Genomic DNA, 15,011 nt, shown 5'->3' on the forward strand with positions numbered 1-15,011 from the left:
TTACGATTGCTTAGCTTTTTCTGCAGCAGCTTTCACAGCAGCTGTGACGGCTGGGCATACCCGTGTATCGAGTGGCGATGGAATGATGTAGTCAGCTGCTAAGTCATCCGGGTCGATAACGTCAGCGATGGCATAGGCGGCTGCCTGCAGCATTTCTTCACTGATATCGGTAGCACACGCGTCCAAAGCTCCTCGGAAAATACCGGGGAAAGCGAGAACGTTGTTGAGCTGGTTGGGATAATCAGAACGGCCCGTTGCGACAATGGAAGCATGCCGGTGTGCAACGTCGATAGGTATCTCCGGGTCGGGGTTAGAGAGCGAGAAGATCATGGCGTCAGGAGCCATGGTCTTCACAACGTCTTCTGGTACATGTCCGCAAGACACTCCCACGTAAACATCAGCATCGCGCAGTGCTTCTTCCTGTCCACCGACGATATTGTTCGGGTTGGTGATCTTAGCCAGTTTTTCTTTTACGGGGTTAAGACCATCTCGACCGCGCGAAATAATGCCATGGGAATCTAACACCACAATGTTTTTGACTCCCGCATTGAGAATAATTTTTGTGCAGGCAACGCCGGCAGCACCGGCACCCGAAACAACAACTTTCAGATCTTCTGCTTTGCGCCCGGTAAACCGGCAGGCATTAATCATACCGGCAAGGACAACAACCGCTGTACCATGCTGATCGTCGTGCATGACGGGAATATCGAGTTCTTTTTTCAGACGGTTTTCGATTTCGAAGCAGCGCGGTGCAGAGATATCCTCCAAGTTGATTGCGCCGAAACTGGGTTGTAGACGGATACATGTCTCGACGATCTCATCGGGGTCGGTAGTGTCTAGTACAATCGGGATAGCATTGAGCCCGGAGAACTGTTTGAACAGTGCGCATTTACCTTCCATAACGGGGAGTGCGGCTTTTGGACCAATGTTTCCCAGCCCAAGCACTGCAGTTCCGTCACTAATAACGGCGACCAGGCGTCCTGCCCAGGTGTAGCGCCTGACATCTTCTGGTTTGTCGTAGATGTCGTTACATGCGAGAGCTACTCCAGGGGTGTAGGCAACTGATAAATCGTGCTGGGTATCTAGTGGAGAATGCAGCGCGATATCGAGTTTTCCATCGAGGTGATACTTCAATACTTCTTCTTCTGTTACCGCATCTTCATTAATTGCGGCAGTGAACATACCGTCATCGGCGTTATTACGTGTTGTGATAGTCTGTGTCACTTGTATCCCCTTCACGTCACAATATTTCTCACTAGTGATGTAAGAGACAATACCCTTACTCGTCTTATCCTAGCGACAGGTAAACTTCCATTCCATGCATGTAGTACAACTTCCTCTTCCTCAGTGTTTTCTCTTTGAAGCCCCCACCTTCCCGGATAAACGGGGTTTCTTTTCAGCCCCATTTCATGCCCCTACCTTTATCGATACGGTTGGCTATAAACTGGCTGTAAAGCAAACAAACCTTAGCCCCACTCACCGTGGCGCCGTTCGCGGAATCCACTTCGCAGATGTTCCACCAGGACAATCCAAGTACGTTTATGCAGCTAGCGGGCGTTTATTAGATGTCCTTGTAGACCTCCGTGTAGGTTCTCCAACTTTTTCTCAACATGTTGCCGTCGAGTTGTCACCTAATAGTGGAAAAGCTGTCTTTCTCCCCGAGGGAATGGGACACCTTGTTATTGGACTCACCGATGATGCAGCTTTAAATTATCTCTGTTCAGAGGCCTATAATCCGCCTGCTGAACATGGCATTAACCCATTTGACCCAACTCTTTCACTGCCATTTAACACATGGTGTGAAAAATACGGTCTCGGTAATAAAAGTTGCCTAACACTGTCAGAGAAAGATCAAGCAGCGCCCACATTAAGAGCTGTAAAAGAATCTGAAGCACTTCCCCGCTACGATGAATGTGTCGCTTACTATCATGATTTGCAGCACATGCCATCCGACCACTAACTACTCTCTAGTCCGCCTACCTCATCTACAGGAGCGTGCAATGGGTTTTACTACCTTCTGGGATAAACTCTTCAACCCTCAGAAAAATACTCACGAAGAGTCTAGAGAGAATGCCCATATCCCCACTGCTGAAGCAACCACAGGATGCGATGTTTATGATGAGAACGGACACCACATTGACCGCACGTTCGACTATCGCAGTGGCTTCCATTGGGTAGAAGAGCATCCCGGACATTTCGTATGGCTACAACTCCGCGACCCGAATCGTCGGCAGATGACACACGTAGGGCGTGTCTACAATCTACACGAACTCCTTGTAGAAGACTGCTCTACCGACCACCAACGCCCCAAACTTGAGTCCTTCGACGATTCCCTTACCCTAGTAGCCCGCACCCTCCGCTATGTTGACCACGAAGTTATCGACAATCCTGCAGACGCCGTTGAAACAGGTGAAGTGGTTCTTGTCGCAGGTAAAAACTACTTTATCTCTATACAACACGGCAACGGTCGCAGCCTCGATAGAGTCCACAAACGCCTCTCGCACAATCCCGAGGATCTAGCACAAGGTCCCATGATGTGTTTCTACAGCGTCGTCGACCATGTTGTGGACTCATATCTTAAAGTCGCAGCACTCATGGATAACGATATTGACGACCTAGAAGAGGAAGTCTTCGATCCCAACACCGATATCGACATTGATGAAATTTATGCCGTAAAACGAGAAGTGCTGGAAATTAAACACCTCATCTCGCCACTCCGCACACCACTCCACGAACTGTGCAACAGTGACCAAATCTACGTAGACGAAGATATCCGCAGTTACTTCCGCGACGTTGAAGACCACCTCCTGCGCGCCATATCAGACGTGCACGGATTCGATGAAGTGCTCAGCTCCCTCATCTCTGCTGCAGCTGCAAAAGTAGGCGTTGAGCAAAACGTTATTAGCCGTGCATTGTCTGCATGGGCTGCCATCATTGCCGTCCCCACACTTATCGCCAGCATCTACGGTATGAACTTCACATTCATGCCCTTGCTTGAAGTTCACGGAGCCTACTATGTTGTCGTTGCCCTCATGGTGGTCTGGTCAGTCACTATGTACATGGTCTTCAGACGAAAGAAATGGCTCTAATCTCTACTCTGTTACTCTTTATTCTGTTTGTCGACGCCAGGCCGGTGACATTTTTTCGTGGAATGTCCCGCCTTCTTTAACAATCATGGTGCAAGCTATATCCATTTTTATAGCCTGTTCCATACCTTTATCGGGTCCCAATACGTCAAGGCCCGTCGCCAACCCGTCAGCCGTCATACACGAATGATGCATAACAGTTACCGAGGCAAGATTATGAGTAATAGGGCGGCCAGTACTCGGATCAATCGTATGCGAATAACGATGCCCGTCCTTTTCAAAATAGTTACGATAATCCCCCGATGTGGCTACTGAAGAATCGGCTAAATGCACCATCCGGTCTAAGAACGTATCCTCTTGCGATATCGGGCGTTCTACTGCTACCCGCCACGGACCACCATGCGCACTAGCCCCCAGGCCGCGCACCTCTCCCCCCACATCCACTAGGTAACGGTCTATTCCCAATGCTTCTAATTCATCGGCAATGTATTCCACCCCAAAGCCTTTAGCAATAGAAGATAGATCAACATAAAGGTCCGGAATTTTCTTCACCAGTGCATCCCCAACAATGTCCAAATTATTGATGCCGCACTGTGCTTTAGCTCTCCTAATCTCAGCGTCGGTAGGTACCCTATTCGCACGGCCATCTGGGCCAAACCCCCACAAGTTCACTAACGGCCCAACAGTAACATCAAGTTTTCCCGCAGTAACTGCATGAAGACGGATAGCCTCCCGCACCACCGTAATAACGTTTGAAGAAACAGGAAAAGGAGTATTAACGTCACGGAACTGGTTAAACCGAGACAGTTCAGAGTCCGGAATATAGGTGGACATCTGCTGATTAATAGCGGAAAACCGTTCTTCTATCTTTTTACGAACATCCTCAACAGAAGGATTTTTCCCATCATGGAGATACGTAATTGCATAATACGTTCCCATGGTGGTGCCACGAATAACATTCTTTTGTAGGGTCTCATCCAAACTACAGCCCGTTGCTGCCCCCAACCCGAGGACTCCTGCAGACCCAGCCATCCTAAGAAATGTACGTCTGGAAAGATGGCGCGTATTTCTGTACGCACTGTACGTTCTATACACTCTGTGCGCCCAAGGAGCAGAAAATTTCTTTTTCATGACACCGCTCTCGCAGACAATACGCACTACTGCGTCTACCCAGCACTGTCCATCTAGTATAGTGGCACTTCACACCGCATCTTACTGTGGAGTACATGTGACAATGCCTACAGTGTTAATTACGCTACAGTGTTAATTCCGCACGCATTACACTGAATACATGAACTCACCTAACCGTGTTTTCGTAGGGCGACTAGATAATCTTGTCGTTCTCGGCCCCGATGGTGAATCACTTGGTCGCGTTCGGGATGTTGTTCTTACCCTGCAAGATCCCACTTCTTCACCTCGTGCTGTAGGGCTGGTTATTCAGCTTCTCAATAGACGCCGTATCTTCCTCCCCATGCTGCGCATTGCGAGTTTTTCTGAATCTGCCGTCACCCTCGTGACAGGAAACGTCACTGTCCGTTCCTTCAAACAACACCCTATGGAGATCCAAGTACTAGGCGAAATGGTGGACTCCATCGTCCAGGTACGCGATCCTGAAATTGAAGATCTTGACGGTAAAAACGTCGTTGTCACAGATGTTGAAATTGAACAAACACGAAGCCGTGACTGGATTGTTTCCCGGCTAGCCGTACGCCGTCGCACCGGCCCCTTCTCCCGCCGCGGTGCTATCCATCTAGTGGAGTGGGAATTTATTCAAGGGTTCTCTAACACCACTGTTTTGAATAATGAGCAGGATGCGGCTGCTCTTGCCCAACGATATGAGGACATGCGCCCAGCAGATGTTGCCTCCGCTATTCTTAGCCTTCCGCAAAAGCGGCGTCTGGAATTGGCCTCTGTACTTGATGATGAGCGTCTTGCCGATATTGTGCAGGAGCTTCCCGATGACGATCAGACGGAGCTTCTTACAGCGTTACCGCTCGCCCGTGCCGCCGACGTTCTGGAAGCTATGGATCCCGATGACGCCGCTGATGTCCTTGGAGAAATGCCGTCACACGAGGCAGAAAGTCTGCTTAGCCTCATGAATAAGCAGGACGCTGGTACAGTCCGCCGCCTGCTTACATTTAGTCCTGAAACCGCTGGCGGCATTATGACGCCTGAACCCATTATCCTGACTGCACAAACAACTGTGGCAGAAGCACTGGCGCATGTTCGTAATCCAGATCGTTCTGCGGCCGTATCCTCCCTTGTCTATGTCGTGCGTCCCCCTACACAAACTCCCACTGGGAAATATCTTGGCGTTGTGCATACGCAACGATTACTTCGGGAACCACCATCAACACTCATTGGCGATTACATTGATACCGATCTCACTGCGCTCACCCCAGAAGCCTCCACGGAATCGGTAGCTCGTTACCTTGCCACATATAACTTGGTGTGTGGACCGGTGGTGGATAGTACCGGGCACCTACTGGGTGCTGTCAGCGTTGACGATCTGCTCGACCACCTTTTGCCGGAGAACTGGCGCGAAGCAGAAATGGCAGTAAGGGAGGTAGATGATGACAGATAATCATAACCGTCTCGATATTCCTCAGCTGAGTGGACGTCGGCGACGCATCTTCGATACAGAAACTGTCGGTCGTCGTGCTGAAGTAGTGGCGCGTTTTCTAGGTACCGGCAAATATTTGGCCTACTAGACCGTGTTCGTTGTGGGGTGGATCGTCCTCAATATTGTGCTAGCACGCCACGCTTTTGACCCCTACCCTTTTATCCTTCTCAACTTGGCATTTTCGACGCAGGCCGCCTATGCAGCACCGCTTATTCTGCTGGCACAAAATCGTCAAGAGAATCGCGATCGTGTCAGTCTGCAGGAAGATCGTGTACGTGCCGCCCAAACTAAAGCTGATACTGAATTCCTCGCCCGTGAACTTGCCGGTGTCCGTATTGCGGTAGGCGAGACTGTTACACGCGACTACATGCGCCATGAATTAGATGAGATCCATGACACGTTACAAAAGATCAATGAACGACTCGACCACTTATCTAATTCTTCTGATATGCAAGAACATGCTGATAGCGCAGCTATTACTGCACCATCTGAGACATCATAAATTTTCTCAATAGTCTGGCACGCTATAAGCGAGCCCAGTCGATAACTATTCTCTCCACTCGCTAAACTGAAATCCATGACTGCTGTAAATCTTGATGCGGTACAAGCTGCCCTTGCTACTGTAAAAGACCCTGAAATTCACCGCCCCATCACAGATTTGGGAATGGTAGACAATGTCGATATCGATCCCAATGGCCACGTTACTGTAGCTATTCTTCTGACGATTGCGGGCTGCCCCTTACAGTCCTCCATCCGCGATAGTGTCATCTCAGCAGTTTCTCGCGTTGAGGGAGTAACTGCAGTAGACGTCACCTTGGGAGTTATGACGGACGAACAGCGACGCGCAATGCGCCAAAAACTACAAGGTCCTGGCGCCCAAAAAGATATTCCCTTTAATAAGCCCGGTAATCATACAACCGTCTACGCCGTCACCTCCGGCAAGGGCGGAGTTGGCAAATCCTCTACCACTGTGAACTTAGCCGCCACCCTAGCTAAACGCGGCTTTTCCGTAGGCATCTTAGACGCTGATATCTACGGCCATTCCATTCCCCCCATGCTTGGCTCCACTATGCCGCCTACCAAAGTAGACGACATGATGATGCCGCCTGAGGCGCATGGTGTGAAATGTATTTCCATTGCTCAATTCACCGCCGGTAATGCTCCCGTTGTCTGGCGTGGCCCCATGCTCCACCGCGCACTACAGCAATTCCTGACAGACGTGTACTGGGGCGATCTTGACTTCCTCCTCCTCGATCTTCCCCCCGGAACAGGCGACATTGCCCTCTCTATCCCCTCCTTGCTCCCGAATTCCCAGCTCCTCATTGTGACAACCCCACAGACGGCAGCTGCAGAAGTAGCGGAACGCTCCGGCATGATGGCGGCACAAACCAAGCAGAAAGTTGTTGGCGTTATCGAAAATATGTCTTGGATGGAGCTTCCTGACGGTTCCACCGTGGAAATGTTTGGAAATGGTGGCGGTATGACGGTCGCTATGGATCTCACCCGCATGTTGGGATACCAAGTCAACGTGTTGGACCAGATTCCTATGGATGTGCGTCTTCGTGAAGGAGGAGACGCGGGCGTCCCCATCGTCCTTTCTCACCCGGATAGTACTGTGGCTAAAGCCTTCAATAATATTGTTGATCAGCTTCTTGAACAGCGCGAAAGCATTGTTGGACAGTCGCTAGGTATTCAGCCGCATTAATCCCACTATCGTTCCTCTACAGGAAACCATATCTATAACACTGCCCTTCTCAACACTGGTTATGTGCTGAGAAGGGCAGTGAGTTTATATGGTGCAATAAGATTGTTGAGTTAGTCTTCCTCATCAAAGGAAATCTCAACATCTTCTTCGTTAGATTCTTCCCAACTATCCCCCACTGTAAGAGGAGCACTCGGAGATCCTGTTCCTTCCGTGGAGGACGTTTCCTGCGGCCGATATCGCGCTAAACCATCCGCACTAAAAGCAGCTTCCTCAGCCGTAGACGCAATGCCATCATTAATAGTTACTGCAGAAGTAGTGGTGTGATTGTGCAACCTTGTCGCTCCCGATACCGCATCACTGCCCTCATGCCCACTACCTTCATGAGGGCCACGCACCGGTTGCTCAGGTGCTGCCCGGAATGCTGATTCATCAACATCATTGAGACCGCTAAGTTCTTTAAGATCAAAAGTAAGATCTTTCTTCCCCAAATCAACGTCTAGAACAGACGCATCATCATCTAGTAAGTAGTGGATGGCTGCAGCCTTCGGTCCCATTGTTTTAATACGGGCAATTTCTTTTACTGGTTCCTGGAATTCTTTAAGATCCCCGAATTCTTCATCCACGTTATCTTTTAACTGGTCTTGTGCATTATTAGCCCAATCACGCAGTTTACGTAGTCCTTTAGCAAGGCGACGAGCAGCATCTGGGAGACGATCAGGACCTAAAATGATGACAGCGACAACGAGGATAACGAGAATTTCCCCCCAGCCGACATTGCTAAACATAATTCTCTTTCACCACTCTTATTCGCTTCTAAAACCGCTCTGCCACTTCAGTGAAATCCCTTGCGTGAAATGGCGAACGCGCATCCGGATATGTGCTCCCACTGCGCGCCATCCTTCACGTATCTCTTCTTTCTGGGCGATAGTGTGCAATGAACTTACCATATTGTTATCTTCTGCATAGTGCGTAGCCGCGGCATACCCCTCACTAGTTGCTATTTTACGCAAGACCTCATCGTTTGCAGGAATAGCATGGAGCTTGCGAACTAGTGAGTGTGGAGTACTGAGAGGTTTATTCGCCTGTTGAAGACGTGCACGTGCTTGTCTTTGTTGTTCAACCAGTGCCCGGCATTCCGGGCACTGCCGGAGATGCTGTTCCGCCCGCATACGCACGTAATTAGGCATAACGCCATCGACATACACACTGATGGCTTCTTCTGAAAGATGCTCTGTGGACCTAAACGGCACTGTTTTATGGCCCATGCTCCACCTTTCGCCTACACGCCCCAAAAAATCTCTAGAGAACTAGAAAACTCTCTCTACAGTCGAGTATACGGAGCTTATGGCACACTACCAGAGCAGGTGAAAGAAAAGATGAAGAATTATACGAGAACTGGCCTGGTATTACCGAGCTGAGCACGCAACTGGGCGCGACCACGATGGATGCGGGAACGAACTGTCCCAATTTTTACCCCCAGTAGATCAGCAATCTCCTCATAGGTATGTCCTTCAATATCGCAAAGAACTACTGCCACACGATAATCAGGAGAGAGCGAATCCAGTGCACGCTGTAGATCAGGATGCAGGACTTTCTCATCAACAACTGCAGCGGGACCAGCAGAATTAGACACGACACGTTCTGTATCCTCAGGGAGACACTCCATACGAAGAACAGAACGATGGCGAACTTGATCTAAGAAAAGATTAGTCGTAATACGGTGCAGCCAGCCTTCAAAGGTTCCGGGGCGATAACGATCAAGCGAGCGGAACACTCGAATAAAAGTCTCTTGTGTAAGGTCTTCTGCATCCTGCGCATTACCACTGAGACGATATGCTAAGCCATAGACGGAATCTGCGTATGTCCGAACAATCTCATCCCAGTTTTCGCGTGATACCGCCGGAGATTCTACAGTCTCAGCTGACGTGGATATTTCAGCTGGTGTGTGGGTATTCGTGGCCGTCGATGCCTGAGCACGACTATGTATCGTGGTTTCTTTGGGCATCGTAATCATTGGTGTCATCCTTTCATGCACCGTGTTGAATTCCCAAAGAATGTTTCCGGGAACTCAACCAGACACCATGAGTATCGGAAAATGCCTTGCAAAGGCACTGGAATTAGTCTGTGTTTTCCCTGTGAGTTACAAAACACCTCGTCACACCATATTTATCTGTAAAAATTACCATGCTTTCGGTGTTTTACCAGCTATCTTCGGATTATCCTCGTTAAGCTACACTTGTGATTGAGCTTGTAGATTCCATTACGTCCAGCATTATCGAAACACCCGCTCTTAGCGATGCCCGTCAAGAATCCCTCAATAAAGGTTTTACGCCGCTTTCTCCCATTGCGGCAGAAACCGTCACAATGCTGTCCGCTACAACGGAAGTTCACACTGCTGCAATCGTCTCTTCTTCGGGGGCTGTGGCAGCACTCAGCATTGCCCACGGCATGCAGCAAGGTGGTGTTGTCACCTACATCAATCCACAACCTGAACTAGTGGACCATACCCGCCAAAACTACAACGCTGAAAAACCGGCGGGAGTACTGCTGCGCCCCATTACAGGTCTGCCACTAGACGTTATGAGCCGATTGGCTGACGACGCCTACGACCTTGTCTACGTTGAGGACGTCGCTGATCAATTGGGAATTTTTGTGGAGACCTCAGCCCGCCTTCTCCACACGGGAGGAATTCTTATTCTGCCGAATTCCCTCGCTAATGGTCACTTCCTGGAAGAAACAGATCCGGCAGAAGCAACAAACGACGATGATAATAAAGCCATCGCCGCCACTACCCTAGCCGGTATGCTAGCAGAAACTGACGATTTTGAGGTTTTTCGTCTGCCTCTCGATGAAGGAATGACCATCGCACGCCGCGTGTAATAATGTCCATCCAGATGTCTTTACGTTAGCTATCTTTACGCTTGTATTGCCGTATTTCCACAGAGCACGTTATTTGTTGGTGCACAGCGGCTAATTCTGCTGCGGCCGCAGATACTTTTTCTGTATCACTGTGATAGCTCGATGGTCCCATCGTAATGATCTGTTCAATTTGGGAGCGGGTAGGCGTAATTGTCCACTCACACAAATCGCAGTCAACCTCGTCAAAATACTCTATAAATCCTTGGCGTAAACGGTCTGCTTTCTGACTATCCACGTGTACCGCAATACCTGCTGCCACTAGTTCTTGCAGATGGCGTTGAGATGGTGCCACAACAAGCACGCCTCCTCCCGGACGCAATACACGAGCTGCCTCCGCGGGGTTGCGCGGAGCAAAAACATGCATAACGAGGTCTGCGCAAGCATCCTTAATGGGCCACCGCTGCCACACGTCGGCAACAATAGCGCCTACATGACCATCTAACTTTGCAAGACGCTTCGCCGCTGGCACAGAAATATCTGCAGCAATAATGCGTGTTTCTGAACTCACTGCACGTTGTAGCTCATGGGTGTAATAGCCAGTTCCAGCACCCATATCAACAATGACAGGAGTGTGTTGATCACTACTCATAGTCATTTGTGCCCCATGGGCTGCTATACGGCGCGCTAGAGGAGCATAGAGACCGCTGGCGAGAAAAGTATCTCGATTCATCACCATGTGCGCATTATCGCCAGGAAAAGCACGACCTGCTCCAAAAAGTGTGACATATCCTTGACGGGCTACATCGTAGTGGCGTCCCGACTCTGTCGTCAGTACTCGTTTGTCATTTCCGCACCACTGTAATGATTCTCCTGTACGTGGATCAGCTAAATACGCGACAACATCATCCAGCATACTTTTTACCCCACACAACAATAATGTCCGCCGGTTTCCCGACGGACATTAGAGAAAAACTGTATTAAGCCTCAATCTTGGCCAGCTCCTGGCCAAGTTCAACTGCTTCGTCAGGAGTCAGCTCGACAACAAGACGGCCACCTCCCTGCAGGGGGACTCGCATGATAACCATACGGCCTTCTTTGACAGCTTCCATTGGCCCATCGCCAGTGCGTGGTTTCATTGCCGCCATGCTGTGCTTCCTCCTATTTTTGAAATATGCTCGACGTCCATTGTCTCTCATTTTGGAATAAAATGCCAATGATATTGAACTATTCGTGCTTGTCAGAGGGTGTATTGCAGTTTTCACGGCGGGAAAGATCACTCGCAATTTGAGCTAGTGCCCAATCAACTTCTCGACGATCATATCCACGTTTTTCAGAATGAAAACGAAGATTATTAATATCCGCCGACCGTATATCGTGAGCGGGAAGAAACGTTTCTACTGTTGGAGTAGTCTCTGAAAGTTTTCTCTCCTGCGGAAGAAAACTCCATGTCGTTAGCAGGAAAGTGACAATAGCACCCACTACACCAGCAGCAATACAAATAGCTACCCATGCACCTGCACTCATAGCATTCTCCTTGAGTTTTTCAGCACCTGTTTACCAACAGTACCGACTATTCCTCCTCATCCGCTTCGAGTGTTTCATCGTCGTCATCCAATGCATCAGTAAAACTATCAACTTGATGTTGATGAATTTTAATGATGTGACGAACCGCGTCTTGCGCAGAGTCCGTTACATACAAAAGCTTGATATCTTCAGGCGAGATCATTCCCTCATCAAGCAACGTGGTAGTAATCCAGTCCATTAGCGGACCCCAGAATTCACTGCCAAACAAGACAATGGGGAATCGAGAAATTTTCTTCGTCTGTACTAGCGTCAAAGCCTCAAAAAGCTCATCTAACGTACCGAAACCACCTGGCATACAGACAAATGCCTGCGAGTATTTCACAAACATTGTCTTGCGGACGAAGAAGTAGCGGAAGTTCATTCCCAGATCAACCCACTTGTTGATCTTTTGCTCAAATGGCAATTCAATACCTAAGCCAACAGAAAAGCCTTTAGCGTCAACTGCCCCTTTATTCGCGGCTTCCATCTCTCCCGGGCCGCCCCCTGTAACAACCGCATATCCTGCTTTACTGAGTTCTTCAGCAACTTCGTATGCCGCGTGATACCACTTGTTATCTGTTTCTGTACGGGCAGATCCAAAAACACTTACTGCTGGCGGCATTTCCGCTAGTGCACCGAATCCATCAATAAATTCGGACTGGATGCGCATTACTCGCCACGGATCAGTGTGCAACCACCCGGTATCTGGCTGTGGCTGGAGAAGACGAGAATCAGTGGTGGAACCACCGCGCCGCACTTGTGCACGACGTCGTACTACTGGTCCCCTCATATAGGACGCAGCAGATTGATACATGGCATTGGGGTTAGTATTCGTACTTTTCACAATTAATCTTTCTTTACATACTCTGAAGGAGTGGTCAAATAGGTGCGCACAATCTCCGTGACACCAGCGATATGCTCCACTGGACAATGTTCATCCCGCTTGTGGGCAAGAGACGGGTCCCCCGGTCCCAGATTCACAGCTGGCATTCCCATTGCCGCAAAACGTGAAACATCAGTCCATCCATATTTAGCTCGTACTTTTCCCCCAGCCGCGGCAACGAGTGGAATTGCTGCCGGGGCGGAGAGACCGGGCATGGCACTTGCAGACATATCGAGAATTTCCCACGTCAGACCATTGACAATAGTGTCCTGACGAGTACCTTCCGACGTTTCTGTGACGCCTTCTAGGCTCAGCCCCAAGGTGGTGCACACGTAGGATAGGGCCTCTGCTTCTGAACGATCGGGGGCAAACCGAAAGTTTATTTCCACCCATGCTTCATCTGGAATGACGTTCCCGGCTACTCCTCCAGACATTCGCACAGCGTTAAGTCCCTCACGGTAAAGACAGCCGTCAATGTTAACGTCACGAGCTTCATGGCGAGCGAGTTTAGCGAGAACTGGACTTAGCGCATGAATGGCGTTGTCTCCCATCCATGCACGGGCTGAATGTGCACGCAAACCATGGCTTTCAATACGCATACGCATTGTTCCCTGACAGCCTGCTTCAATCCAGCCGCCAGAAGGTTCACCCAGTATGGCCAGATCACCCTGTAATAGTTCTGGATACTCGCGTTGCAAAGCTCCCAGACCATTAAAAGACCCTGTAATTTCCTCGCAGTCATAGTAGACGAGGGTCATATCATGCTGCAGCTGCGGATCGTCGGCAAGAGTATAGAACAGGTGATAAAAGACTGCATCCCCAGACTTCATATCCACGCTGCCACAACCATGAATACAATCTGTTCCCTGCTCTCCCGGCCCACGATAGCTAGGTACATTATTGGCAATGGGGACAGTGTCAAGATGGCCCGCGAGAACAACACGACTTGGTAGTCCACGGTGAGTCCGCGCCACTAGACGATTGCCGTGCCGTTCTACCGTGATAGTTGGGTGATCTACTTGGGCTATTTCCCGAAGCCCGCGCTCTACCGCATCAGCGATAGCAGTTTCCTCCTGCGAAACGGAGGGAATATCCACAAAGTCCTGGGTTAAGGAGATGGGATCACGGCGGGGGTCAAGTATCATAGGAATTTTCATTCTCACCCCCACAGTTTACGGTGGACAAGACTGTTTATGGAGAGTCTTACCATTATTCACTTTGTCGTTAACGACACAATAGTATGTGAACTAGCACACATATCACCTGTACAGTAGGCTGATTTTATGACGACATACGGAGCATTTGCGCGCGGAATCGCGACTGTCACCAGCGATGGCAAAATTCTAGACACCTGGTACATAGACCCAGTTTTACAAGAAACCACAGGTGGTGAAAGCTACACTCACAAGCTCACCCCTGATGATCTCAATTCCAGTTGGGAAAATTTGCTCGGCTACGACGCTGCCCGCGATGTCGAGCGTATAGCTGTAGAAACAGTAATCGCAGATCTTGATACTCCCCCCGTTGACGCATACGACGCTTACTTACGGCTCCACCTCCTCTCCTATCGCTTGGTAAAACCCAATACGATTAACCTGTCAACTCTCTATCGAGTGTTACAGAACGTCGTATGGACCAATTTTGGCCCCTGCTCTGTAGAAACCTTCGCTGCCACACGTCTCAAACTGGTACAGCGTGGACCTGTTATTGTCTACGGCATCGACCGTTTCCCCCGCATGGTCGATTACGTCATCCCCTCTGGGGTACGCATCAGTGATGCCGATCGTGTCAGGCTCGGTGCGTACCTCTCGGAGGGCACCACCGTCATGCATGAAGGTTTTGTGAACTTTAATGCGGGCACTCTCGGTGTCTCTATGGTGGAAGGGCGTATCTCTCAAGGCGTTATAGTAGGAGATGGCTCTGATATTGGTGGCGGTGCCAGCATTATGGGCACACTCTCCGGCGGCGGTACACAGCACATCACCATAGGTGAACGCTGTCTCCTGGGGGCTAACTCTGGCCTTGGAATCCCCCTGGGAAACGATTGTGTTGTAGAAGCAGGCCTTTACATTACTGCCGGCTCCAAAATCATGAACTATCTCGATGGCGATCCCACCGAGGTAAAAGCCTTAGACCTAGCAGGTCGAGACAATGTTCTCTTCCGCCGTAATTCCTTGACGGGTGTAGTTGAAGCCGTCAAGTATGGCAAAGTGGGAATTGAACTGAACGATAGTCTCCATAACAATTAATTTCTAAAGAAGGTCGTATGGCTAAGTTCACACCGACAACTCC

The 15,011-nt window shown here is 49.7% G+C and carries 16 protein-coding genes and 1 pseudogene; 7 read left to right on the forward strand and 10 right to left on the reverse strand.

From position 1 onward, the window contains the following. A complete protein-coding gene (locus QZV76_RS01690) occupies positions 1-1,182 on the reverse strand; it encodes a malic enzyme-like NAD(P)-binding protein (protein ID WP_290595669.1) in 1,182 nt (393 codons plus the stop codon). Positions 1,183-1,318: 136 nt separating this feature from the next. Between QZV76_RS01690 and rfbC the strand changes: the two genes are divergently transcribed. Further along, the gene (gene rfbC / locus QZV76_RS01695; RefSeq protein ID WP_290595498.1) at positions 1,319-1,960 is read left to right on the forward strand and encodes a dTDP-4-dehydrorhamnose 3,5-epimerase; all 642 of its coding nucleotides are present in this window, start codon (positions 1,319-1,321) and stop codon (positions 1,958-1,960) included. A gap of 40 nt (positions 1,961-2,000) precedes the next feature. Then, positions 2,001-3,089 carry a magnesium and cobalt transport protein CorA gene (locus tag QZV76_RS01700; protein ID WP_290595499.1) on the forward strand — a complete coding sequence of 363 codons (1,089 nt, stop codon included), beginning with the start codon at positions 2,001-2,003 and terminating at the stop codon, positions 3,087-3,089. 18 nt (positions 3,090-3,107) lie between these two features. Here the strand turns inward: QZV76_RS01700 and QZV76_RS01705 are convergent, their stop codons facing one another. Next, positions 3,108-4,118, reverse strand: coding sequence for an FAD:protein FMN transferase (locus QZV76_RS01705; protein ID WP_290595500.1), 1,011 nt, complete (start codon positions 4,116-4,118; stop codon positions 3,108-3,110). 259 nt (positions 4,119-4,377) lie between these two features. Here QZV76_RS01705 and QZV76_RS01710 point away from each other — a divergent pair, with 259 nt between their 5' ends. The 3 genes and pseudogenes from QZV76_RS01710 to QZV76_RS01720 all read left to right on the forward strand — a co-directional run bounded on the left by QZV76_RS01710 (position 4,378) and on the right by QZV76_RS01720 (position 7,414). Next, the gene (locus QZV76_RS01710) at positions 4,378-5,670 is read left to right on the forward strand and encodes a CBS domain-containing protein (RefSeq protein WP_290595501.1); all 1,293 of its coding nucleotides are present in this window, start codon (positions 4,378-4,380) and stop codon (positions 5,668-5,670) included. Further along, positions 5,660-6,211 (forward strand): annotated as a pseudogene (locus QZV76_RS01715) (DUF1003 domain-containing protein). Before QZV76_RS01710 ends, QZV76_RS01715 begins: the two are co-directional and overlap by 11 nt. A gap of 75 nt (positions 6,212-6,286) precedes the next feature. Further along, entirely contained in the window at positions 6,287-7,414 is a 1,128-nt protein-coding gene (locus QZV76_RS01720) for an Mrp/NBP35 family ATP-binding protein (protein ID WP_290595502.1), read from the forward strand. Positions 7,415-7,524: 110 nt separating this feature from the next. On the opposite strand, the gene tatB is transcribed toward QZV76_RS01720, so the two are convergent. The 3 genes from tatB to sigE form a co-directional block, all read right to left on the reverse strand. After that, on the reverse strand, positions 7,525-8,199 hold the full coding sequence (tatB, locus tag QZV76_RS01725; RefSeq protein WP_290595503.1) for a Sec-independent protein translocase protein TatB: 675 nt from the start codon (positions 8,197-8,199) through the stop codon (positions 7,525-7,527). An 18-nt stretch (positions 8,200-8,217) separates the two neighbouring features. Next, positions 8,218-8,679, reverse strand: a complete 462-nt coding sequence (locus QZV76_RS01730) for a zf-HC2 domain-containing protein (RefSeq protein ID WP_290595504.1) — start codon at positions 8,677-8,679, stop codon at positions 8,218-8,220. A gap of 119 nt (positions 8,680-8,798) precedes the next feature. Next, on the reverse strand, positions 8,799-9,428 hold the full coding sequence (gene sigE, locus QZV76_RS01735) for an RNA polymerase sigma factor SigE (protein WP_290595505.1): 630 nt from the start codon (positions 9,426-9,428) through the stop codon (positions 8,799-8,801). Between the two features lie 224 nt (positions 9,429-9,652). On the opposite strand from sigE, the gene QZV76_RS01740 reads away from it, so the two are divergent. Beyond that, positions 9,653-10,294, forward strand: coding sequence for a hypothetical protein (locus tag QZV76_RS01740; RefSeq protein ID WP_290595506.1), 642 nt, complete (start codon positions 9,653-9,655; stop codon positions 10,292-10,294). A gap of 25 nt (positions 10,295-10,319) precedes the next feature. On the opposite strand, the gene QZV76_RS01745 is transcribed toward QZV76_RS01740, so the two are convergent. The 5 genes from QZV76_RS01745 to dapE all read right to left on the reverse strand — a co-directional run bounded on the left by QZV76_RS01745 (position 10,320) and on the right by dapE (position 13,864). After that, positions 10,320-11,186, reverse strand: a complete 867-nt coding sequence (locus tag QZV76_RS01745) for a methyltransferase domain-containing protein (RefSeq protein ID WP_290595507.1) — start codon at positions 11,184-11,186, stop codon at positions 10,320-10,322. A 64-nt stretch (positions 11,187-11,250) separates the two neighbouring features. Beyond that, positions 11,251-11,418, reverse strand: a complete 168-nt coding sequence (locus QZV76_RS01750) for a DUF3117 domain-containing protein (protein ID WP_290595508.1) — start codon at positions 11,416-11,418, stop codon at positions 11,251-11,253. 79 nt (positions 11,419-11,497) lie between these two features. Further along, complete coding sequence (locus QZV76_RS01755; RefSeq protein ID WP_290595509.1) at positions 11,498-11,797, reverse strand: DivIVA domain-containing protein; 300 nt, start codon at positions 11,795-11,797, stop codon at positions 11,498-11,500. 46 nt (positions 11,798-11,843) lie between these two features. Further along, the gene (locus QZV76_RS01760) at positions 11,844-12,626 is read right to left on the reverse strand and encodes a TIGR00730 family Rossman fold protein (RefSeq protein ID WP_290595671.1); all 783 of its coding nucleotides are present in this window, start codon (positions 12,624-12,626) and stop codon (positions 11,844-11,846) included. Positions 12,627-12,682: 56 nt separating this feature from the next. Beyond that, positions 12,683-13,864, reverse strand: a complete 1,182-nt coding sequence (gene dapE / locus QZV76_RS01765) for a succinyl-diaminopimelate desuccinylase (protein WP_290595510.1) — start codon at positions 13,862-13,864, stop codon at positions 12,683-12,685. Between the two features lie 138 nt (positions 13,865-14,002). On the opposite strand from dapE, the gene dapD reads away from it, so the two are divergent. Then, positions 14,003-14,968 (forward strand): 2,3,4,5-tetrahydropyridine-2,6-dicarboxylate N-succinyltransferase, encoded by a 966-nt coding sequence (gene dapD / locus QZV76_RS01770; RefSeq protein ID WP_290595511.1) that lies wholly within the window; start codon positions 14,003-14,005, stop codon positions 14,966-14,968. The last annotated feature ends 43 nt before the right edge of the window (positions 14,969-15,011 follow it).

Source organism: Lawsonella sp. (genome assembly GCF_011525565.1).
GTDB lineage: Bacteria > Actinomycetota > Actinomycetes > Mycobacteriales > Mycobacteriaceae > Lawsonella > Lawsonella clevelandensis_A.